The 24893-nt window shown below is 47.1% G+C and carries 12 protein-coding genes and 1 pseudogene; 10 read left to right on the top strand and 3 right to left on the bottom strand.

All coding sequences use genetic code 11. The annotated features are described in order from the left end of the window. Positions 1–395 precede the first annotated feature (395 nt). The 4 genes from Q4G98_RS11855 to Q4G98_RS11840 all read left to right on the top strand — a co-directional run bounded on the left by Q4G98_RS11855 (position 396) and on the right by Q4G98_RS11840 (position 10820). On the top strand, positions 396–2429 hold the full coding sequence (locus tag Q4G98_RS11855) for a response regulator (protein ID WP_298564078.1): 2034 nt from the start codon (positions 396–398) through the stop codon (positions 2427–2429). A 602-nt stretch (positions 2430–3031) separates the two neighbouring features. Continuing rightward, on the top strand, positions 3032–3394 hold the full coding sequence (locus Q4G98_RS11850; RefSeq protein ID WP_298564076.1) for a hypothetical protein: 363 nt from the start codon (positions 3032–3034) through the stop codon (positions 3392–3394). A gap of 769 nt (positions 3395–4163) precedes the next feature. Beyond that, entirely contained in the window at positions 4164–7688 is a 3525-nt protein-coding gene (locus tag Q4G98_RS11845; protein WP_301962005.1) for a YadA-like family protein, read from the top strand. A 426-nt stretch (positions 7689–8114) separates the two neighbouring features. Further along, complete coding sequence (locus tag Q4G98_RS11840; protein WP_301962004.1) at positions 8115–10820, top strand: YadA-like family protein; 2706 nt, start codon at positions 8115–8117, stop codon at positions 10818–10820. Between the two features lie 87 nt (positions 10821–10907). Here the strand turns inward: Q4G98_RS11840 and Q4G98_RS11835 are convergent, their stop codons facing one another. Next, positions 10908–11324, bottom strand: coding sequence for a pyridoxamine 5'-phosphate oxidase family protein (locus tag Q4G98_RS11835; RefSeq protein WP_298563359.1), 417 nt, complete (start codon positions 11322–11324; stop codon positions 10908–10910). Positions 11325–11718: 394 nt separating this feature from the next. Here Q4G98_RS11835 and Q4G98_RS11830 point away from each other — a divergent pair, with 394 nt between their 5' ends. After that, the gene (locus Q4G98_RS11830) at positions 11719–15591 is read left to right on the top strand and encodes a YadA-like family protein (RefSeq protein WP_301962003.1); all 3873 of its coding nucleotides are present in this window, start codon (positions 11719–11721) and stop codon (positions 15589–15591) included. Between the two features lie 292 nt (positions 15592–15883). Here the strand turns inward: Q4G98_RS11830 and Q4G98_RS11825 are convergent, their stop codons facing one another. Next, positions 15884–17104, bottom strand: a complete 1221-nt coding sequence (locus Q4G98_RS11825; RefSeq protein ID WP_298566020.1) for a Fic family protein — start codon at positions 17102–17104, stop codon at positions 15884–15886. Between the two features lie 315 nt (positions 17105–17419). Continuing rightward, positions 17420–17638, bottom strand: a complete 219-nt coding sequence (locus Q4G98_RS11820; RefSeq protein ID WP_177560536.1) for a hypothetical protein — start codon at positions 17636–17638, stop codon at positions 17420–17422. Between the two features lie 415 nt (positions 17639–18053). Here Q4G98_RS11820 and Q4G98_RS11815 point away from each other — a divergent pair, with 415 nt between their 5' ends. From Q4G98_RS11815 to Q4G98_RS11795, 5 genes and pseudogenes are all read left to right on the top strand, one after another. Further along, positions 18054–20303 (top strand): response regulator, encoded by a 2250-nt coding sequence (locus tag Q4G98_RS11815; RefSeq protein ID WP_177560537.1) that lies wholly within the window; start codon positions 18054–18056, stop codon positions 20301–20303. A gap of 303 nt (positions 20304–20606) precedes the next feature. Continuing rightward, the gene (locus tag Q4G98_RS11810) at positions 20607–20873 is read left to right on the top strand and encodes a hypothetical protein (RefSeq protein ID WP_177560538.1); all 267 of its coding nucleotides are present in this window, start codon (positions 20607–20609) and stop codon (positions 20871–20873) included. Positions 20874–20937: 64 nt separating this feature from the next. After that, complete coding sequence (locus tag Q4G98_RS11805) at positions 20938–23787, top strand: autotransporter outer membrane beta-barrel domain-containing protein (RefSeq protein ID WP_298566016.1); 2850 nt, start codon at positions 20938–20940, stop codon at positions 23785–23787. 207 nt (positions 23788–23994) lie between these two features. After that, a pseudogene (locus Q4G98_RS11800) lies at positions 23995–24291 on the top strand (response regulator); the annotation flags it as partial. 21 nt (positions 24292–24312) lie between these two features. Then, positions 24313–24777 (top strand): response regulator, encoded by a 465-nt coding sequence (locus Q4G98_RS11795; RefSeq protein WP_298566024.1) that lies wholly within the window; start codon positions 24313–24315, stop codon positions 24775–24777. The last annotated feature ends 116 nt before the right edge of the window (positions 24778–24893 follow it).

Genomic DNA, 24893 nt, shown 5'->3' with positions numbered 1-24893 from the left:
TAACACAAAAAGATGGTAGACACTTTTGTGTCTACCATCTTTATACCACTTCACATCGCGTACGGTGTTTTTATTTTAAAGTTCACGTGGAATGCGGCTGTGGCTGTGGTAAAATACTGCGTTTGGAGCTTTGATAAATAGTATTTTTACAGCAGTTACAGATATTCACTGAAATGAGTACAGAAAAAATCAGAAGCAACGGAAAAAGTATGCCTGTCCTGTAGAAAAAGAAAACTATACAATATTTGAAAATAATATTGCATGAATGTTGCTTTTTCTTTATGAATTAACTAGAATAGTATTATAAACAATAACTAAAGAATATTAATAAAAATAAATGAAAAATATTTTCCGGTGTTTTTTCGTAATTGCGTAATACATAAGGAAGTGAAGAAATGGATTCTGATAAACAAGGTCTTAAGCTGAATGAGCAAAGCCATGAGCAGACTGTTTATGATTACAATATGCTGATGAGTGCGATGAATGTCAGCGTCAGCAAACATTTGCTGGATGAAAATTTTACCGTTATCTGGGCCAACGACTATTTTTATGCGCAGACCCTGTATACCAAGGCCGAATACGAAGCTATCTATCAGAACAATTGCAGTAAATATTTTCAGCAGGACCCTGAAGAGTACGCAAAATTTGCCAGCGCGGTCAGTAAAGCTCTGTCAGAAGGCAAGAGAAGTTATGAAAGCATCTGCAAAATGCCGCAGAAGGGCGGCAGCTATATCTGGATCAAGATCAGCGGCGTGGTGACCGACCAGAAGGTCAATGGTATCCCGGTGCTCTATTCGACTTTTGTCGATGTGACTGAAGCCGTAGAACAGAAAGAATTGCAAAAGCAGCTGGAAAAACGTTCGCAGGAACTGCAGGCAGCGCTGCAGGAGGCCGAAATAGCCAATCGTGAAAAATCGGATTTCCTTTCCCGCATGTCGCACGATATCCGCACGCCGATGAACGCGATCATGGGGATGACGGATATTGCCGCTGCCCATATGGATAACCCGGATAAGATCAGGGATTGTCTGCGGAAGATCTCGCTTTCAAGTCAGCATCTTTTGGGACTGATCAACGATGTGCTGGATATGTCGAAGATCGAAAGCGGGAAAATGACTCTGGCGGAAGAATTGATCGAGCTGCCGGAGGTCATGGATACGATCGTTTCGATCATGCAGAGCAGCGTCAAGGCTAAACAGCAGAACTTTGACGTGCGTTTGCAGCATCTCCGGCACGAGCAGCTGTACTGTGATTCGCTGCGCCTGCGGCAGGTGCTGATCAATGTACTTTCCAACGCTTCTAAATTTACGCCGCCCGGCGGGACGATCAGTTTCGATATTGAAGAATTACCGTCAGCCAGCGCCGGTCAGGCCTGGTTCCAGTTTACGGTAACGGATACGGGGATCGGTATCAAACCGGAATTTCTAAGGGATATTTTTAAACCCTTCACGCGTGAAAAGGACAGCAGGATAGATAAGACAGAAGGCAGTGGCCTGGGCATGGCGATCTCGAAAAAAATCGTTGATCTGATGGGCGGCACGATCGAGGTCAGCAGCGGCGTTGGTGCAGGTACCAGCTTTACGATCAGGCTGCCGTTGCAGATCAGTACGCTGGATCTGCATGCTTTTAAATTCCCGGATTTGAAAATCATTGTTGTTGATGACGATGTGATCGTCTGCGAATATACTACAGAGATTTTACGGCAGATCGGTATTCGTGCTGATTGGGAAACCGACGGGCAGCGGGCCGTGCAGAAGGTGCTGACTGCTTACCGTGAGGGCCGCCCGTATGATGCCGTGATCCTGGACTGCAGGATGCCGGATCAGGACGGCGTGGAAACGGCCGCGATCATCCGCAGCAATATCAGTGCGCCGCTGCCTATTATTTTGATCTCGGCTTATGACTCGGCCGAGATCGAAGAAAAGGCGCGTCAGGCAGGTGTCAACGGCTTCATGACCAAGCCTGTTTTTCTCTCGACTCTGTGCCGGGCTTTGCAGAAATATGTTTTGGGAGAAGAGGTAACAGGCGAGCAGAAAGGTGCTGCGGATTTCAGCGGGAAACGTTTTCTGCTGGTCGAGGATAATGAGCTGAACAGGGAAATCGCTGTGGAGATGCTTGAATCTACCGGAGCGGCAGTGGACATGGCCTGTGACGGCGCTGCGGGAGCAGATAAATTCATTGCGTCGCCGTCAGGATATTATGATCTGATCCTGATGGATGTGCAGATGCCAATCATGAACGGTTATGAAGCAACCAGGAAAATCCGCGCTGCTGCTAAGAAAGACGCCCTTACAGTACCTATCGTGGCCATGACGGCGGACGCTTTTGCCGAAGATATCATCGAAGCGAAAAAGGCCGGTATGAACAGCCATTTAGCGAAGCCTTTGAATCTGGCGACCTTAGTGCGCGAGCTGGGCAAGCAGCTGTAGGAACATTAAAAGAATTAGTAAAGGACACCGTACGAGTAATTGCGTACGGTGTTTTTTTATTGTCCATAAGCCAGGTACAGCAGAAAGCAGCGTGATGGCAGCAGTTTAGGGGATTTTCAGCAGCAGGTTATTGCGGTCTGAGGGCTGAGCAAGACCTGCTATAGTTTGGTTCACATAAGCAGCAAATGTCTTGCGGGGGGGTACAACTGTGGTATCATAATAGCGGGAACTAATCGTTAAAAAAATAAAACTAAAGCGATTATAATATGATGATTAAGCTGTTTATATTATGATAATCGCAAATATATTGGGAAACCAGTGTCAGGAAAAGAGGCGGATTTTATGTATATAGAAACATGGGAAGAAAGGATAAGCCGAAAAAGTGTCTGTACAAAAAATGCTATGTCTCTGATTTGCCCGATTTGCGGACATAAAGTTAGTGCTGAAAGGATTTACCATGTGCAGAAAGCGGGACAAGATTATTATTGCTGCAGCCTGGCTTGCTGTGAAATGCTGTCAGAGGCCCAAACGTAGAAAAGAACAGATAAAAGATGACAGGCTAACGGTGAAAGAAAAAGCAGGGGAGCAGGAGTATGCATTTTATGGGTAAAAAGAAAATTGCTTTGGTTTTAGCTTTAAGCATAATGGCAATAGTCAGTGTTCTTTCGGTCGATATCGATTTGTGCGTGGAAATAAATAAAGATCTTTATTATGATGGGCAGGAACAAGGTCTAAGCGGAGGCACTTCCATAAATAACAGCAATTTTGCGGGTAAAAAAATACTTTATGGCGATGTTATTTGGGCATCAAGCTCCGACGGTAACATTTATGAGCAGAATGACAGGGGACTGACAAAGTATAAGGATATAGTTTTATTGCTGCTGGCCATAAGAGTATGGCTGCCAATAGTTATTTGTGTTTCAGTGGTCATCGCGGTAATGGCCATGGCTGAAAAGTATTTGTGATTTGAAGAGGTAAAAGAAAATAAATTTGTTTTTAAACTCAGGCTTTGCGTTAGTGGCAGAGCCTGAGTTTTTATTTTTTTAGGTATCAAAATGCTGGCCCGGCTGAAGGGGCAATACTTAGCTAGAGTGTCTAGCGGCTTCTGTAAAAGTAAATAGGTTATCAAGAAAAACCGTCTGCGTCAGCAGGCGGTTTTTTTATTAGAGCGGTACCGGTTGCAAGACTTTCAGACAAACAAATTTATTTAAAACAAAAATGTCTTGCGGGGGGGGACAAATATGATATTATATCAAAAATAATCTATATAGATAGTATTAAATATTAAGATTAAAAAATTAATAAATCGAGAAGTGGTTTAAGTATCACAAATATTATTGAGTTGTTGTTGTTTTCACCAAGGCGCTACAACCCTTCGCCTTGTTTGAAATTATTCCCCAAATTGCCGCTTTGTTTCTAGAGCAAAGCGGCAGCACTAAAAAAGCATCACAGCTTTGCACTAAGTGGCTGTAAGAACGCAGTGGGATACTTGCTGCTGAGGTCTGTAACTATTGCTTTTAAGCAAGAAGCCCAGAGCTTACTTGTTTGAAATATTGTTTCCAAATAACCCGGTCGTCAGGAACGGGCTTTAAAAATCGGCGCAAAATTATGAAAAGAGGTGACAAAAGCAAAACATAAGGCCAGCATATTGCCGGCAGCACCAAACGACAGAGATGCTGACAGCTCTGCGCTGAGAAAAAACTATCAAAATTTGAGGCAGAGGGAGTGAAAAAGTTGTCTAAAAAACAAAAACACCAATTAGAGAAAAAAATCATGATCTTTTTAAGCAGCGGCTTATTTGCTATTGCAGGCTTGGGCAGCAGTGATGCGCTGGCTGCGGCAGTTTTTACAGACGGGACAGGCACTAATGCGACTGTGGCCGGCGTGAATAATAACGCCGCCGGCGAGAATGCGAATGCGGTGGGCTATGACAATCATGCCGTTTCTGATAACAGTAACGCACTCGGTGCTGAAAATCAGGCGCTGGGCGAGGACTCCAACGCAGTCGGTAACAGGAACAATACCAACGCCGGTAATTCCAGCGCTATCGGTATCGCCAATGTCACCAATGGTATTGGCTCTAACGCTATTGGCAGGGAAAATACGGCTAACGGGCTGAACAGTAATGCTTTTGGTATTTATAACAGCACCACAGGTGAAACTGCCAATGCTTTCGGCACTAAAAATATCGTCGATGGGATCGGCGCCAGCGCTTTTGGTTCCTTTAATACTGTGGAAGGCAACCAGTCGGTAGCTTTTGGTTATACCAATACTATCACTGCGGCCGAAGCCACGGCTCTGGGCCGCAATAATGAGATCAACGCTACGGGTGCCAGCGCTGTGGGCAATAATAATCAGGCTCTGGCCATGTATTCTACAGCAGTCGGCAACGATAACTATACTATCGGCGAGCACGCTGCTGCTATCGGTATCGGCAATAAGGCTACGAAAGACGATACCGTGGCTTTGGGCAATGGCAATACGGCTTCAGCTGCAGCGGCAGTCGCTGTCGGCAGCGGCAACACGGCCAGCGATACTAACGCTCTGGCTTTCGGCTATAAGAATGAAGCGGTCGAAGAAGATTCGCTGGCTTTCGGCGCGCTGAATAAAGCTTCGCAGCGTTACGCCAGCGCTATCGGTTATGAGAATGTGGCTGACGGCTATGCAGCCAGCGCGTTAGGTGTCAAAAACATCGTGGACGGTGATTTCGCTAACGCTATCGGTTATGACAATACTGCGTCCCATTATCTGGCAAACGCTATTGGTACCTCTAATGTGGCGGCAGGCGCTTACTCTAATGCTTACGGCGTTTATAATCAGGCCAACGCCCATTATGCCAATGCTTTTGGTTATGAAAATATCGTTGATGGTGAATTTGCTACAGGTCTTGGCTACGAAAACAGGCTGACAGGTGATTATGCCAATGCTTTGGGCGATGAGAATACGGTAGCTTTCCGCAGCAACGCTGTCGGTTCCCATAATACGGCCAGCGGTGAATATGCCAATATCATTGGCTATAATAATACCGCTTCGGCTGATTATACTAATGCCTTTGGGTATAACAACCTGAGCCAGGCTGATGGCGCAACGGCTATAGGCTGGCAGAACACTGTAACAGCCAGCGGCGAGTATGGAACGGCGGTTGGCCGCAAAAATGAGGTCAGCGGTGAAAATGCCAATGCTTTCGGCGCATTTAATAATGCTTCTGGCTATTATGCCAGCGCTGTAGGGGTTTATAATGCGGCGTCAGGCAATTATGCCAGTGCGGTAGGCAGTTATAATACTGCTTCGGCTGATTATGCAAGCGCTCTTGGCTACTACAATACAGCCGGTTATGTAGCCAGCGCTGTAGGCGCGATGAATACAGCCTCCGGCAGTTTCGCTACTGCCGTTGGTTATAGCAATACCGCTTCTGGTAATCAGGCTACGGCTTTAGGTGCCCAAAGCGAAGCTACTGAAGAATTTGCCAATGCTTTTGGCGCGGGCAACAAAGCGTATGGTTACGCAGCCAGCGCTGTCGGTAACAATAATCAGGCTACGGGCGATTACAGCAGTGCTTTTGGTCACAGTAACGTGACCTCTGGTTATGTTGCTAATGCCTTTGGCTTCGGAAATAATGTCAGCGGCAGGTATGCTAATGCCTTTGGTTATGGCAATACGGCCAGCGGAGAGGAAAGCAACGCTTTCGGTATCGGCAATACCGTATCTGCTAAAGGCAGCACGGCGGTGGGCAATGACAATACTATCACCGCTGAAGACGCCTTTGCTTTGGGCAATAATACCAGCGTTTCACTGGCTAACAGCGTCGCGTTAGGCAGCGGTTCTGTAGCGGCGGCGATCAATAATGTTAAGGGCAACAGCAGCTATACTAAGTGGGCCGGCGTCGATGACGTTGTAGGTGTGGTCAGTGTAGGCAGCGGCGGCGCTACCCGCCAGATCCAAAACGTAGCGGCCGGACAGGTCAGCGCCAGCTCGACTGACGCCGTCAATGGCAGCCAGCTGTATGAAGTAGCGCAGAAGGCTGCCCAGCAGGCCAGTGTTTCCACCGGCGACAGCAATGTGGTTGTAACGCCGACAACGAACGGCAGCGGCGGCACTGATTATGAAGTAAAACTGGGTGATAAGCTGGATGTAGGCGGTAATGGCACTGCCGTCATCGACGGCACAGGCGACGGTAAGATTTCTGTCGGCACCGGCGGTAAAGTAGTTCTTGACGGCAGCGACGGCTCGATCAAAGCCGGCGGCGTCACTATCAATAAAAATGATGAAGGCACGGTCAACGGACTGACCAACACCACCTGGGACCCTGATAATTATACCAGCGGCCAGGCGGCTACCGAAGACCAGCTGAAAGCTATCCACGACACAGCGGCAGGCGCTGCAACCGAAGCTGCCAAACACAGCACCGTATCGGCCGGGGATAATAACCTGATCGTCGATAACAGCGGCACGAACAGCAGCGGCGGTATCGAGCATCAGGTCAGGCTGAATGATGTGATAGAGATCGGCTCCGGCGCCAACAAAGTCACTGTCGACGGCAATAACGGCAAAGTGGGCGGCCTGACCAATACTACCTGGGATGCTGATAATTATGCGACCGGGCAGGCAGCTACTGAAGATCAGCTGAAAGCCGTACATGACAGCGCCGTCAAATATGACGTCGACAGCAACGGTAACCTCAATAAAAACAAGGTCACGCTGGAAGGCAATGGCGGCACCAAGATCGGTAACGTTGCCGCAGGCGAAGTGAGCGCAACCTCGATGGACGCCGTCAACGGCAGCCAGCTCTATCAGGTGAAGCAGGATATCAATAACATCAACCAGGATATCACCAAGCTGGGCGATGAGATCGATACTGTCGGCGCGCTGTCGGCAGCAATGGCAGGTCTGCACCCACGCTTCCAGGATGGCAATAAGGGTGAACTGGCGATGGCCTACGGTGGCTATGGCGGCAAAAGCGCTTTAGCAGTGGGCGGTTTCTATGCTCCTAACGAAAAAGTGATGTTCTCGCTGGGCATGGGCATCAGCGAAGGCGGCAGCAAAATGGGCAATTTCGGCATCAATTTTGCGCTGGACCGCTCGAAAGACCGCAAGAAAGATCCCCGCGACATCATCTATACCCGCAAAGAAGTAGATACCTCTTTGGAAGCGCAGGATCAAAAGATCCAAATGCTGCTGGCCAAGGTGGAAGAACAAAGCCGGGCAATGGAAAAACAAAGCCGTGAGATCGAAGCGCTGAGAGCACAAATAGAAAAGTAAATATAGAAAAGAATGCATTTGCCCCGGTCTGTAAGGCTGGGGCAAACTTTATGAACAGAGGAGCAGGGAGCAGAAAACAAGGAGTATTTTTTAATTTTTAAATATAAAAGTTATAAAAATTATATAAAAGTAATTATTTTTAAGAAAAATGCCTTGCGGTGTGCAAAGAAAATATGTTAATATGTCAAAAATAATCTATAAGCATAATATTAAATATTAGGGTTTATAAATTATTAAAAATAAAATTATTTTAAGTATTAGGAATGTAAGGACGTTGGGGAAAACCAGTGTGGCCCCAAAAAAGAAGTACCGTTAAAAAAACAATAGGTGCATGACAGCTTCATTGCTGCAGCATTCTATATAAAGTTAAGGAAATGAGGTGGGGAATTGTCCAGATCCCGGAAAATTCAGTTAGAGAAAAAAATTATGGTTTTTTTAAGCAGTGGTGTTTTTGTTTTTTCAGGCTTGTATGCCAATAATGTACAGGCGGCACCAGTTTTTTCGAGTGGCAGTGCTTCTGATTCCACTGTTGCCGGTGTCAATAATACAGCGTCTGCTAATTCCAGCAGTGCTTTTGGTTATTTCAATACGGCCAGCGGCGTAGCTGCCAGTGCTTTTGGCTGGAGCAATATGGTCAGCGGCGAGAATGCCAGTGCGTTTGGTTACAGTAACGAGGCCAGTGGCGTGGCAGCCAGCGCGCTTGGGTTCAAAAATAAAGCCGACAACGAAAATGCCAGCGCCGTCGGTTATAGTAATAACGCCAATGGCGTAGCTGCCAGCGCTTTTGGTTTCAGCAATACTGCCAAAGTGAATTTTGCCAGTGCGTTTGGCTACAGCAACGAGGCCAATGGACTGGCTTCTACCGCAGTTGGCTTCAGAAATAAAGCCGACAATGAAAATGCCAGCGCTTTTGGTTATGGTAATAATGCCACCGGCCTGTCCTCCAGCGCTATCGGTTACGGCAACACGGCCAGCGGCGTCGGCTCCAGTACCATCGGTTATAATAATAACTCTGACAGTGAGAATGCCAGCGCCTTTGGTTACGGCAATAACGCCAATGCCAAGGCAGCCAGCGCTTTTGGCTTCAATAATAAAGCTGACGGTGAGAATGCCAGCGCTTTTGGTCATGAGAATAACGCTACTGGCCTGTCCTCCAGTGCTATCGGTTTTGAAAACACGGCCAGCGGCGTCGGTTCCAGTGCGATCGGTTATAAAAATATAGCCGACAGCGAAAATGCCAGTGCTTTTGGTTATGGCAATAACGCCAGTGCCACGACAGCCAGTGCTATTGGTTTTGAAAATACGGCCAGCGGCGCAGGCTCCAGTGCTATCGGCCATAAGAATACGTCGTCTAAAGATAATGCCAGCGCGATTGGTTTCGGTAATATGGCCAGCGGCGTCGGTTCCAGCACAATCGGTTATAATAATACAGCCGACAGTGAAAATGCCAGCGCTATAGGTTATAGTAATAACGCCAATGGCGTAGCCTCAAGTGCTTTTGGTTTCAGAAACACGGCCAGCGGCCAGAATGCCAATGCCTTTGGCTATAATAATACTGTCGGCGGTCAGTCAAGCAACGCTTTCGGCAGCAGCAATACGGTAACTGTCAAAGACAGCACTGCCGTGGGCAACAGCAATAATATCACCGCTGAAGAAGCCTTTGCTTTGGGCAATAATACCAGCGTTTCGCTGGCTAACAGCGTAGCTTTGGGCAGCGGCTCGGTCGTTTTTGAGATCCACGACGTCACTGGCAACAGTTCCTATACGCAGTGGGCCGGCGTCAATGACGTTGTCGGCGCAGTCAGCGTGGGCAGCGGCGGCGCGACCCGCCAGATCCAGAACGTAGCGGCCGGACGGGTCAGCGCTGATTCGACTGACGCTGTCAATGGCAGTCAGCTCTATCAGGTGCAGCAGCAGATCGCAGGACAGCAGACTACTGTTGCTGCCGGCGACAGCAATGTCGTTGTTTCTTCGACGACAAACGGCAACGGCGGCACCGACTACGAAGTAAAACTGGGTGATAAGCTGGATGTCGGTGGTAATGGCACTGCCGTCATCGACGGCACGGGCGACGGTAAGATCAGCGTCGGTAACGGCAATGTCGTTATCGATGGCAGTGACGGCTCGGTCAAAGCCGGCGGCGTCACTATCAATAAAAACGATGAAGGCACAGTCAACGGTTTGACCAATACGACCTGGGACCCGGACAACATCACCAGCGGCCAGGCGGCTACGGAAGACCAGCTGAAAGCTATCCACGACACAGCGGCGGGCGCCGCAGCCGAGGCAGGCAAACACAGTACCGTTTCGGCCGGGGATAATAACCTGGTCATTGATAACAGCGGCACGAATGGTACCGGCGGCATCGATCATCAGGTCAGGCTGAACGATGTGATCGAGATCGGCTCCGGCGCCAACAAAGTCACTGTCGACGGCAATAACGGCAAAGTGGGCGGGCTGACCAACACCACCTGGGATGCTGATAATTATGCGACCGGGCAGGCGGCTACCGAGGATCAGCTGAAAGCTGTGCATGACAGCGCCGCCAAATACGATGTGGACAGCAACGGTAACATCAATAAAAACAAGATCACGCTGGAAGGTACTGGCGGTACCAAGATCGGTAACGTCGCCGCCGGCGAAGTGAGCGCTACTTCTATGGACGCCGTCAACGGCAGTCAGCTTTATCAGGTGCAGCAAGAGATCGGCAGCATCAGCAACGACATTACCAGGCTGGGCGATGAGATCGACAGCGTCGGCGCGCTTTCGGCAGCAATGGCCGGTCTGCATCCCCGTTTCCAGGACGGGAATAAAAGCGAACTGGCGATGGCCTACGGCGGCTATGGCGGCAAAAGCGCTTTAGCAGTGGGCGGCTTCTATGCCCCCAATGAAAAGATCATGTTCTCGCTGGGCATGGGCATCAGCGAAGGCGGCAGTAAAATGGGCAACTTCGGCGTCAATTTTGCGCTGGACCGTTCGCCGGACCGCAAAAAAGCACCCCGCGATATCGTCTATACCCGTAAGGAAGTAGATAGTTCTCTGGCAGAGCAGGATCAGAAGATCCAAATGCTGCTGGCCAAGGTGGAAGAACAAAGCCGGGAAATAGAAGCCCTGAAAGCAAAAATCAATTAAATAGCCAGAAGCAGTTGTCCGGATAGCCAAAGTCCGGCACAAGCTGAAAAACACCGTACAGGTCTGACCTGTACGGTGTTTTGTCGTTTAAATGCTAAAATCTTCGGATTTGAAATTGCTGTAATAGCGGCCCTGGTGGGCAGTGAACCGTAAAACGCAGTAATCGGGATCAGTAACGCCCTGCGGGTAATACATAGTGTCGCCTTCGCGCCAGATCAGTTCTTTGGCAGCGGCGTCAGTCAAAACTTTTACTGTGCCCAGCAGCATCACGCCGCGGAAAAAACGCCTGTCGCAGAAATACAGACAAGCTTTGGGATTTTGCCGATATTGTGCAGCCCGCATGGAAGAAGTGTTACTGGTAAGATAAAAGACCCTGAGCCCCTCGCGCAGACGGGGCGCCAGCATAGCTTTGGTATTGGGGAAGCCGTCCGCATCGACTGAACTCAGGAAAGCAGTGCTTTGTTTGTCGATCAGATTTCCGATCGTTTTTATTTGGTCGCGCATAGTTTACGCCTCCTTATGCATATATTATAAGCTCTGAAAATAAATAATTCAAAAATTATGATAAGACACAAAAATAAATAATCTAAAAAACCAAAAAACCAACAGAAGTGGACTAATTTTACACAAATATTTACATTTTTGCGTTTTGCAACAAAATAATCGTTTACTGATAAAAATGTCTTGCAGGAGTAATGAAGATTATGATAATATACACACAAACTAAAAACATCTATTACAATTATTTAATTAATCATTAAAAATATAATGATAATAAATATAAAAACGGCGATATTTTAAATTTATACCCGGGAAATTTAAAGCCGCTGTTTGATTGTAGTATGTTGGAGTAAGTTTTAGGTATTAAAAACCACTAGCAGAAAAGGAGATGAGACTGATGACAAAGACCAGAAAACGTAATTTAGAGAAGAGTATAACCCTTTTTTTGAGTTCCTGTGCAGTTACCGGCTGTTTTTTATATGCAGGTAACACAGCAACGGCAGCCCCTGTTTTTGAAGATGGCACCGCTGTCTCTTCTACTGTTGCCGGTTATGCCAATACGGCCTCAAACGACTATTCCAATGCCTTTGGTTTTAAAAATGAAGCTGAAGGTAATTCTGCCAGTGCTTTTGGGCACAGCAACACAGCGCTCGGTGATTACAGCAACGCTTTCGGTTATTCCAACAATGCCGAAGGTTATGCTGCAACAGCAGTGGGCGTTAATAATGAGGCCAGCGGCTATTACGGCAGCGCTATCGGTGCAGGCAACGACGCCAGCGCTTATTTTGCCAGCGCCGTAGGCTACAACAATACAGCCAGCGGCGAACACGCCACCGCTGTAGGGTCCGATAATAATGTATCAGGCAGCCAGTCCAGTGCCTTTGGTGTGGCTAATCAAGTCACAGGCGCTTCTGCAACGGCCGTCGGTATCGCCAACAATGTTTCGGGTGCTTTTACCCTGGCGGTGGGCAGCGGCAACCAGCTTTTCGGCGACCATACGCTGGCTGTCGGCGAAGGCAATATGCTGGGGCTCAATGCCGCGTCTTCCTCTGCCTTCGGTTTCCGCAACGAAGTCAATTCCGTTTTTGCTACGGCTTTGGGGCAGGATAACAGTATCAACGGCGCTTATGGCAGCGCCGTAGGCTATAAAAATCAGGTCGGCGGCGAATTTGCTGTCGCTTTGGGCAATAATAATACCGCCAGCGGTGCACAGGCCAGCGCCGTAGGCAACAATAATACAGCCAGCGGCAGCGAGTCCAGCGCTATAGGTGCGGGCAATAAAGCTGACGGTTTTCAGGCCAGTGCTGTGGGCACAGGAAACGTTGCCCTGGGTGTGGAAGCCAGCGCTTTTGGTTATGGCAATGAAGCCAAAGCCGACTACAGCAGTGCCTTCGGTTATGGCAATACGGCCTCCGAAATAGAAACTACTGCCGTAGGCAGAAGCAATCAGGCTAACGGCGAACGAAGCAGCGCCCTGGGTTACGGCAACAGAGCTATCGGGCATGATACCAGCGCTATCGGCAGCAACAACTATGCGATCGGCCATCTGTCCAGCGCAGTTGGGCTGGGCAATACTGCCGGCGGCGAAAACTCCAGCGCTCTGGGCCTGAGTAATACGGCCGACGGTTTCGAAGCCAGCGCTATCGGGGCGGCTAACATTTCTGCCGGCGATCAGGCAGTCGCTGTAGGTAATGCCAATACTGCCGCAGGCGACCGTGCCAGCGCGCTCGGTTATTATAATAACGCTCTTGGCGAAGGCAGCGTCGCTGTGGGCAGCAGCAATAAGGCTTCCGGTACTGACGCTGTTGCTGTCGGTATCAGTAATGACGCCGCAGCGCTCGAAGCTATCGCCATCGGCAATGATAATCATGTGCTGGGCGATCATGGCCTTGCCATCGGCAGAAGCAATAATACTCAGGGCTTTTATGGCAGCGCCCTGGGCTACGGCAACGGCACCGGCGGTGAATACAGCAGCGCTGTGGGCAGCGGCAACGAAGCCTCCGGCAGATTTTCCAGCGGCTTTGGTTATGGCAACGGCGCTATCGGTGAAAATTCCAGCGCCTTTGGCAACAGCAATACGGCCTCCAACACTCATGCCAACGCTTTTGGTTACGATAACGAAGCCTCCGGCGTCGATGCCAGCGCCTTCGGTATCACCAATATGGTCACAGGCAACAATGCCGTCGCTATGGGCAATTATAATGATGTGCTCAATGATAACGCCTCTGCTTTCGGTATCAATAACAGCGTCAGCGGCAGCTATGCCAGCACCTTTGGCTATGGTAATATCGCCAAAGGCGAACGCGCCAGCGCTGTGGGCAGCAGCAATAATGCGGACGCCGCAGGCAGCAGCGCCGTAGGTGTGAATAATTCGGCGGAAGGCCTGGACGCCAATGCTTTTGGTAATAACAATATTGCCAAGGGTGATTATTCCAGCGCTTTTGGCGTCAATAACTCCACGGCAGGGCAGCAGTCCAGTGCTGTCGGCTATGACAATCTGGCCTATGGCGACCGTGCCAGCGTCTTTGGCTATAAAAATATTGCCGCCGCAGCGGACGGCGTGGCTTTGGGCGGCTCGAATATAGTGACAGGCGCGAAGGCGACCGCCGTTGGCACGAATAACAAGGTCAAAGGCAGTTCCTCCACCGCTGTCGGTACGGATAATATCGTAGACGCAGAACTGGCCGCCGTCATGGGTAATGAGAATAAGCTCTACGCCAATAACAGTGCGGCGCTGGGCAACGGGAACATTATTGTCGGCAACGCCACCAATGGCCTGGCGCTGGGCAACAATACTATCGTAGCGCTGGCCGACAGCGTCGCTTTAGGCAGCGGCTCGGTCGTTTTTGAGATCCATGACGTTACCGGCAACAGCGCCTATACTCAATGGGCCGGCGTCAGCGACGTCAGGGGTGCGGTCAGTGTGGGCGCTCCCGGCGCGGCCCGCCAGCTCCAAAACGTAGCGGCCGGACGTGTCAGCGCTGATTCGACCGACGCCGTCAACGGCAGTCAGCTCTATCAGGTGCAGCAGCAGGTCGCCGCGCAGGAAGTAACTGTACAGGAAGGCGACAGCAATATCGTTATCGAGTCGAAACCGGGCAGTAACGGCGGCACCGACTATGAAGTAAAACTGGGCGATAAGCTGGACGTCGGCGACAACGGCAATATGGTCATCGACGGCACAGGCGATGGTAAGATCGATGTCGGCAAGGGCAAGGTCGTCCTTGACGGCGAAGACGGCTCAGTCAAAGCCGGCGGCGTCACTATCAATAAAGACAATGAAGGCACGGTCGACGGCCTGACCAATAAAGACTGGGACCCTGACAACATCACCAGCGGCCGGGCAGCCACCGAGGACCAGCTGAAAGCTATCCACGACAAAGCCAGCGAAGCGGCAGAAAAAGCCGGGCAGTACAGCAGTGTTTCCAACGGCGATAATAACCTGATCATTGATAATACCGGTAAAAATGAATCCGGCGGCATCGACCATCAGGTCAGGCTGAATGATGTGGTAGAGATCGGTTCCGGCAGTAATAAAGTCAGCATCGACGGCAACAACGGCAAAGTAGGAGGCCTGGCCAACACGACCTGGGACGCCGATAATTATGCCAGCGGGCAGGCGGCCACCGAGGACCAGCTGAAAGCCGTGCATGACAGCGCCGCCAAATATGACGTCGACAGCAGCGGTAAGCTCAATAAAAACAAGATCACCCTGGAAGGCAATGGCGGCACCAAGATCGGCAACGTCGCCGCAGGCGAAGTGAACGCCACCTCTATGGACGCCGTCAACGGCAGCCAGCTCTATCAGGTGCAGCAGGAGATCGGCAATATCAGCCACGACATCACCAGGCTGGGCGACGAGATCGACAGCGTCGGCGCGCTTTCGGCAGCAATGGCAGGTCTGCACCCCCGCTTCCAGGACGGGAACAAGGGTGAGCTGGCCATGGCCTACGGCGGCTATGGCGGCAAAAGCGCATTAGCAGTGGGCGGCTTCTATGCCCCCAACGAAAAAGTGATGTTCTCGCTGGGCATGGGCATCAGCGAAGGCGGCAGCAAAATGGGCAACTTCGGTATCAACTTTGCGCTGGACCGCTCCAAAGACCGAAAAAAAGAACCCCGCGACATCGTCTATACCCGCAAAGAAGTCGACCAGTTGCTGGCAGCCAGAAACGGCGACATGGAAAAAATGATGACCCAAATGAAATTGCAGCAGACCCTGCTGGAAGAGCAGCGGGCCGAACTGCAAAGAATGAAGGCAGAACGCGGCTGAAGATAAAGCGGCTGTAAGTTAAGAGCAGGCCCGGCAGCGGATACTGACCTTTGTTTTCGATAACGCGGCCAGCAGGCGGCTTTTGCCTGCCAGCCGGCCGCAGACTGACACGCTTTTCGGCAGGGTATCCTCAACCCGTACCTTGTTCGAAAATATTCCCCTTAAGCCTCCCGCTGATATGGCGGGGGGCTTGTTGGCGTCCGAACTTCAAAAGCCCGCAGCCAAAGACGCCGAATAAAAAAGTAAACCCCTGCTGTGCACGTTGCAGACAGGGGTTTGGGTTTTTCGTAAATCATTTTAATATCAAGGTATTAAGTTTATAACGATATGGTTTAGTTGAAGTAATTTTTAATAAATGTTCTTTTGGTAAAGTGGCTAAACGCGCATCAATAGTATTTCTCGATTTACCAGTAGTAGCTACCAGTTGTTCCACTGTGGCGCCATCGCCTTTAAATAAAGCTGCCTGCAGCAGTATATAATAAATATCCTGCGTCAGTTTATCGGTAACACTTAATGCTGCCAGTTTTTGATCCAGTTTTTCTTCGTAACGTGCCAGTTGATCGATTTTTTTTACTAATAGCTTTTGCGTCTCAATGATAGTAGATAAAATTATTTCTAAAAATTCTGTTAAAAATGGCGTTAAATCACCACGGTTAAATTCATTGTTAGTCATTTCAAATAACCGATAGTATTTTTTGAGCTGTTTTTTTATATTTACTGAAATGCGGATGCCAATAATGGTATGCAATTCTTCATTTAGATAATATGATGTTATGAACCTGGAAGTTCTGCCGTTACCGTCATAAAAAGGATGTATATAGCCAAACAGATAATGAAAGACAGGTACCCTGATCAATAAAGGTATGTTTTCATCATTCAAAAAGGCCAAGGCTTTCTCCAGTGCTTCGATCAGGGCCGGTTCCGGATAAACGCCTTTGTGAATGGTTTTGTCTGTGCCGGTAGATATTGAAACAGAGCCTTTTCTAAAAATCAGGCCATCAGGAATATTAGCAGGGTTCTCTGTCTTGATCTCGTCTAAGGCAAAATCATCATAAAATCTGCGGATATCGGTACAAGTTTTAAAGTCTATCTTTTCTTTTGTTAATAATTTAAGATATTTGTTTACGATACTCCAAAGCCGGGCTGAGCGATCAGTGCTTTTTTGTTTCGCTAAAGCTGTCGTTATTTCTTTGCGGGTGCTGCGGACACCTTCGATAGCGTTTGTTGACTGTATTTCTTCGATGATACTGCCCTCGTAAAACTGTTTTACGGCAACAAAAGGCAGCTCGCTGATGATTTTTTCTAAAAGGTAGTTTTCGTGCAGTATCCTGACAAGTAAATTGGCTATTTCTTCTGTATAGCAATAAAAAGCCGGGTAAGAAGCAGGACGGTTATATTGTTGGATATTCAGATCAAGATGTTTTGTAAATGGTGCAGCAAAGCGTTCAGAATAGATTTTTTCATAGTTAGCAGGGTCTTGATAGTAAATTTTGGGCAATGTTAAATAAATCATAATATACACCTACTAAAAAATATTTCTCGCAAACAATAGGATTTGAGAAGTGCTTGGTAAAGGGTTCACAAACAACAGTAATTTTGGGAGATATGCAAGATAATTTCGCAAAAAGAGCTTGTTTTGTGAAATGTCTAAAGTTGCTTCCCAAAAACGCACTATTTTGTGAAGATGCTTTATATTGGATTATAACACTAAAAGGGACAGAAAACAATGAAAGCGTATTGAAAAATAAAATATATTGTGTATCTGCTGATAAGCAGACAGTAAAAAAGAGAGCAAACCAAAATGGTTTGCTCTCTTTTTTGCCGGTTTTTAGAACGGCAGACAAGGATTATCTGCTATCTCTTGTAATTCTGCCGACGTTGGTGTTTGAGCAGCGATCCCATAACCTTTACTTCCCTGATCGCGGCCACTGCCCCAGGTTATCCGTACATAATAGGGATAAGAGTCACGGCCGGAAACGCCCTTGATAACAGTGGGAGGATTGAAACCATTCTTAGTACACCAAGCACAAAATTGTTGCCAAGTCATAATTAACATCTCCTTTTGTAAAATTTACAGAAAATACCTTTCTGCAGCTTTAGTATACGTGCGGATAAAGTCACGATGGTGGAAGTAAAAAATATTTGATGATAAATTTGCCAATAACATTCAGAATACGCGGGTTATAAAGCTGTCTGTCTAATATAATGCGTTGCAGGCGGACGCTTTTTTTATTGTACAGAAAATTTTACCAACTGCGTATTACTGCTAACTTCGGCGGCTGACAAGCTTTTGACCTGCGCAGACGTCGACAGTTGTAAAGCTTCTGGCGTAATGCGCCGGGCAAGACACTCTAAAAGTTTTACCCAGGCAAACGGCAGTGTCTTGCGGGGGGCAGTGATGTGGTATATTTATAATATGAGTAATAGTAGTAATTAATAAAGATTTGAAAAGAGCTGAGAAAATGAATTTTTTCAAAAGATATGGAATGATAGGCGGAGCGATAGCTATTTGTTTTTTTGTAGTTTTATATGTGTTTTTTACCACCTATTCGATTTTTACTGTAAACAACCAGGTCAATTATGTGGCGGAGCATCCATATAAAGTCGTATCGGAAATAAATAAGATTCGTACCAGAATACTGGAAATAAACACCTATCTGCCGATTTTTCTGGCTAATAATGAAAACAGACCAGAGAGTATCAAGGCTGTTTTGCACACCAGCAGGCAGGAAAATGAAAAATCGCAGAGTATTTTGCAAGCAATCTATTTGGGAAACCCGGAGGATCTAACAGAATTAAAAACTGCTTTGAAAAACCTGGAACAGGCGCAGATACAGGTGGTAGATATTATAGAAAACAATGCAATGAATAAAGCCGAGTTCGAAAAATATTTTAAGAAAGAAGTAGAGCCTTTGCGGGTAAAGGCAGATGCGGCGATCCAAAAAGTGATTGATTCGGCAGATAGACGGGTCCTTATTATTCAGGAGGCTACCGAAAAAAAAGCAGAAAAAGCTTCTATTTATGCCGCCCTAATGGGTTTGCTAATGATTATTTTTATTATTTACGCCTATAAATTGCGTAATGAGTATATGGTAAATAGTGAACTTAAACGGCAACAGCAGATTTTGCAGGATGCTTTGCTGGCAGCCGGAAAAGCCAATGCAGCCAAACGGGATTTTTTGTCGAAAATGTCGCATGAAATCAGAACACCGATGAATGCCATTATTGGGATGTCGGCAATTGGTTTTAATTATTTGGATGATCAAAAGCGTATTGCCGATTGTCTGAGCAAAATCACTTTTTCGTCCAAGCATTTATTGATGCTGATCAACGATATTTTAGATATGTCCAAAATCGAAGATGGCAAATTTACTATCAGTGCAGAACTGTTTGATATGAAAAAGCTGGTCACTTCTTTGACAGATATCAATTATACTCTTGCCAAAACTAAAGGCGTGTCTTTTGAAGTGGTGCTTTCCGGCATTGAAGAGGAATTACTGATTGGTGATGCCATGCGCGTCAATCAAATTCTGATCAACTTGTTGTCTAATGCAATCAAATTTACGCCTAAAGGCGGCAGTGTTAGGCTGGAAATCAAAAAAATCCGTGCAACAGGCACTAAGATCTGGTTGCGATTTATTGTTCAAGACAACGGTATCGGTATGAAGTCTGAGTTTTTGGAGCGTATCTACGAGCCTTTTGAACAGGGTGACAGCAGTGTTTCCGGAAAATACGGCGGCACCGGCCTGGGGATGGCGATCACCAAAAATCTTGTAAATATCATGAACGGGATTATCAAGGTAGAGAGCCGGGAAGGCCAGGGCAGTACCTTTACCGTAGATCTGCCGTTCGGCCTGAACCCGTCGGAACATAAAAAAAACAGCCCTGGGCTGGAGGATATCAGCGTTTTGGTAGTTGACGATGACCACGATACTTGTGAACATGCTGAGGTTTTGTTGAAGGGGATGGGAGTCGAGGTCGACTGGGTGCTTAACGGGTTCGAGGCCGTTGAAAAAGCTCGGACCGCCTGTGAAATTAAACACAGGTGTTATGATGTATGCTTCATCGACTGGTGCATGCCGGATATGGATGGTATAGAGACGACCAGACGGATCAGGGATTATGCAGGCCCGGACGCACTGATCATTATTATCAGCGCGTATGATTGGTCGGATATCGAACAACAAGCCCGGGAAGCGGGCGTCAATGCTTTTATCGCCAAACCGTTTTTTGCTTCTACTTTGTATAACACTTTATTAACAGTTATCCGCAAGGACGGTGCGGTAATACCTGAGGAAATCGGCAGTACCAAAGATAAATATGATTTCCAGGGGCAGAAGGTACTACTGGTGGAAGATAACGAACTGAATATGGAAATTGCGGCAGAACTATTGAAGTTTGCGAATTTGCAAGTCGATGTTGCTGAAAACGGCCAAGTAGCGGTAGATCTTTTTGTAAATTCTAAAGCAAAAGAATATGCCTTGATTTTTATGGATATCCAAATGCCGGAGATGAACGGTTATGACGCTACCAGGTGTATTAGGGCGTCTAAGCATACGGACGCGCAAGAGATACCGATCATTGCGATGACGGCCAACGCCTTCAGGGATGATGTGCAGGCAGCGTTGGATGCTGGCATGAACGGACATCTGGCTAAGCCTATAGATGTAAACACAATATATGAGATGATAGCCAAACATATAAATTTTTAGGGTAAGTAAACAGCGTTGCGGGGACATGTGATCATACGCTGAAGTTTAAAAAATATTGTTTGAATAGGATATGGGTAATAAAAAACACCTGCTATGCACTCAAGTGCACAGCAGGTGTTTTCATATCTTTAACTCATTATTTTAGCTTGAACGAGGAGAAAGCCAGCATCTTTCGGCGCTGGCAGTAATAAGGACTTACAGGCCTTGTGTATACCACCCGTTTAACGGGTGGTATTTATTTTGTTTTTATCAGGGCAGACAAGGATTATCTGCTAACGCCTGTAATTCTGCAGGCGTTAGTGTTTGACCTGCGCAAACGCCAATAGTTTTAAAGCCGCTGGCGTAATGCGCCGGGCAAGACTCGAAGACGTTTTATACAGGGCCAAAGCAAGTGTCTTGCGGGGGGGTACAAATGTGGTAAAATATATTTCAAGTATTGCAAATGAATCAAAATATAATAACAAAGAAAATTACTTATTAATGGTATTTGCTAAGCTGAAAATCGCTAAAAGAACTAAGATATGGGGGATGAAAATTTATGATGATGAAAAAACTAATATCAAAAGGTAAGCTTAAGAGTCAAATATTATACGCTTTAACTACAATGCCTATAGCATACAGTGCAATGCTAGGTATGTCGATAGTTGAAGCCGCTCCTGTACACGAAACCGAAACCGTTCAGGATACGACTAAATCATACGAAGATGGCAGTACTATCATAGTAAACAGTGGCTACGCCGTATATGCAGGCAAGGGTGAAACTACGAACATTACAATTACCACCGGTGAACTGAGTGTAACCGGCAGCCACGCTCTTGGCGCTGTAAGAGCAAACGGCGGTACAATCAATTTCGGCGGTGATACAGTTACCATTACCAACAATATTAAAGAAGCGTGGTCTGATGCCGTAACCGTTGCCAGTAACGGCACTTTAAATTTCAACAATAAACAAACTATTATCTGGGGCGACAATTACAACGGACTGCTGGTAGTAGAAAATTCTACAGTTTCGAGCAACGCTTTGACCATAGACCTTGACCGGTCGCAGGGGACATTCTATGATGATAAACTTTATGGAATGATAGTCTCCAATGGCAGTAACTTTGAAGCAGCTGGAGCTGTAAACATAAATCTGAAGGGTTCAGCAGACGATTGGAACATCAATGGCCTCAACCTTTGGGGAAATGACGCTGGCGGTACAGTCACTTTTAACGACTCCTTAAATATTACCAGCATCGCTCAGGCCAATGCCGATGCGACCAATTACGGCATCGGCGCCTGGAACAACAGTACTATGAACTTTAACGGCGCAGTTAATATCACTGTTCTTGGCGGCAGTGACAATATAGGTATCACTTGTGATGGCAGTACTATCAATGCTGCGGGCAAAACCGTGCTTACTGTTGCCGACAGTTTTGCGGATAATAAGTATCAGGATAACGATAAAGGCGATAATATAGCTTTGTTTTTATATAGTAATGCTAACGCCACTATGGGCGAAACTGTTTTGCAGGCCTTCGGCGGTAAAACAGCTCATGGATTAGAAGGCGGAGTTGGCAGTACAGCAGAATTTACTGATGACCTCACGGTAGTGGCCGATAATGAAAACGGTACGGCAACAGGGATACATCTGTACTTGGGTTCAGCCTTTGCAGGCCAAAATGTAAGTATCTTTACCAATGGTATCAGCAGCGGTGCCTTTCATGTAGTTGATGGTTCTCAGGCTACGGTAAATGGCCTGCTGAAGATCAAAGCCCTGGGTGATGAGGATGGCAATGGGTTAAGTATTGGCTCCGGCAACGGCGCAGCTACATTTGTCGGGCAGGATGCCTTCATCGAGGTCAGCGGCGCAAACAGCATCGCTATCTTAGCTTCGAGCGACGGCAATGTCACCTTTAATGGATCTGTCGCTACTAAGGCCGCTATCGCCGCTCAAGCAGAAGGCAAAAACGGAGTGTTAAATCTTAATGGTGATTTTGACACTACGGCTCAGAAGGACACTTTGATCAAAGCTTCTGGTGGCGGGCAGATTCACATCAACAACTCCGGCGCCGGCACGGTAAGAATAGATGGTAAAATAAAAACTTCAGAAGATAATAAAGACAATGCTATTGACCTGCACATGAATAATGCCGCTTCTTTCTGGAACATGACTGCTGACAGCAATCTGACTTCTTTAACGATGAATAACGGTGCTGTTGTCGACATGCGGGCGGATAAAAATGGTTACAGCAAACTGGAAGTACAAAAGCTTGCCGGCACAGGCAGTATTTTTAAACAGGATATAGATGTGCGTACCAATAGCAGTGACAAGATTTTTGTAAAGGACGACTTCAGCGGCAACCAGATATTGGACATTTACCAAAAAGATAACTATGTTCCGGTAGAAGGCAGCAAAGAAGGAAATGGACTGTTACTGGCCAGCACCAACGGCGACGGTGTATTTACCGCTAAAGATCGTGAAGGGACTTTGTTTTATACTCATTACGATCTGGCAAGCAAAGCAAGCGATACGGACGGTTACGCTACAGACTGGTATTTAGATAGAATATCTAATCTGGATCCCACCGACAAACCTACTACCAGCGTTGATACCATTCTTGCGGCAAACGCACTCAACTACCATACCTGGCGGACGGAAAACGACAAACTGCTGAAACGTATGGGTGAATTGAGAAATAACGGCGAGGATGCCAAAGGTGCCTGGTTCCGTGTGCAGGGCAGCAAGATCGGCCGCAGCGGCAAATTTGGTTTTGAAAATAAATACACGGCTTATGAGCTGGGCTATGACGAGCTGACTAAAAACACTGCTGAGGTAAAACGTTATCAGGGCGCGGCGTTCAGCTATACTGACGGTAACAGTAGCTATGGCAGTGGGAACGGTGATAACAGCAATAAGGCTATCAGTTTCTATACTACGGAGATAGGTAACAAGGGGCATTATCTGGATGTCGTCTTTAAAATCAGCAATATGGACAATGATTTTGCTGTTTACGATACCAACAGCAACAAGATCACCGGTGATTTTAATAATACAGGCGTGTCGCTGAGTGCTGAATACGGCCGTAAAAACACTTTGGAAAACGGCTGGTACATCGAGCCGCAGGCGCAGTTTACTTTGGGCTATCTGGGCGGCGATAACTACACTGCCAGCAACGGTATCGAGGTCAGCCAAAGCGGTATCAAGAGCGCAGTGGGACGTATCGGTTTCAATATCGGTAAAGAGGTCGGATCTACAGGTATCGTCTATGCTAAAGCCAACCTGCTGCACGAGTTTGGCGGCGGCTATGATGTAAGCATGCGCGACAGCAGCGGCGCAGTAACCGTCAGCGACAGCTTTAACGATACCTGGTTTGAATACGGTATCGGCGCGGCTTTAAAAACAGGCAGCAGCAGCCACCTCTATTTTGACGTAGAACGCAGCGCAGGAAGCCACTTTAAAAAAGACTGGCAGTGGAACATCGGCGCACGCTGGACCTTCTAAACAGCTTCTCAAAATTCAATTTTTATAAAGGCAGTCTTTTTTGGAGTCTGCCGCAAGCAGGACAGCACGAATCGTGCTGTCCTGACTTTTTTTGTGCAAATATAAAAAACAATTGTCTCCTTAAAATAGCGCTAATAATTTATTTCGGCACAACAATATAAATTGGTGATCGACGATGATTAAGATGATTAAAGTGTTTGCGAAAACACAACAGAAATGTTGAAAGAATTTGGTATCAGCAGTGAATGGGTCTTATCAGGAGAAGAAGCATTAATTAAAATTGCTGAAGCGCACAGTAATGAGAGTGATTACGATGCAGTAATCGTCGACTGGAAGATGCCTGTAATGGACGGGCTTGAAACAACGCGCCAAATTCGTAGAATTATGGGTGATGCAATTCCTATTATTATTTTAACGGCTTATGATTGGGAAGAAATCGCCGAAGCAGCCAAAAATATGGGCGTCAATACTTTCTTGGCCAAGCCGTTATTCAGATCACATCTTTATCAAGTGATCTTACAAATCATGACAGGTAAACAAGCTGATAAAGTGGACGAAAGAACGGATACTTTAGTTGGCACAAATACTTTAAAAGGGCATGTGCTGCTAGTTGAAGATAACGAACTGAATATGGAAATAGCTGAAGAATTTATTAAGATGAACGGTGTCAGCATGGAGAAAGCCTGGAATGGCATTGAAGTGTTAAAGCTGTTTGCAACTGCGCCGGCAGATTATTATTCACTGATCTTTATGGATATCCAAATGCCTATCATGGATGGGTACGAGGCGACTAGACATATCAGACAACTGGAGCAGCAGCAGGGGCACGAGCGCACTCCTATCGTTGCCATGTCGGCGAATGCTTTTAACGAAGATGTAAGTAAAGCCTATCTGGCAGGCATGGACGAATATATTACTAAACCGGTGTCACTGCAGGAAATCAAAAAAGTATTGCAGAGTTTGGAAGAAAAAGCACGACAGCCTGAGTAGTAACGCCCGGCACACCATATTTGCTAACTGCATAATGTAAAATGAGAAACCCCGCACTAATTGTGAAGTGGTATAAAGATGGTAGACACAAAAGTGTCTACCATCTTTTTGTGTTA

It is taken from the genome of uncultured Phascolarctobacterium sp. (genome assembly GCF_958349595.1).
Lineage (GTDB): Bacteria > Bacillota > Negativicutes > Acidaminococcales > Acidaminococcaceae > Phascolarctobacterium.
This window is presented reverse-complemented; position numbering and strand designations above follow the sequence as displayed.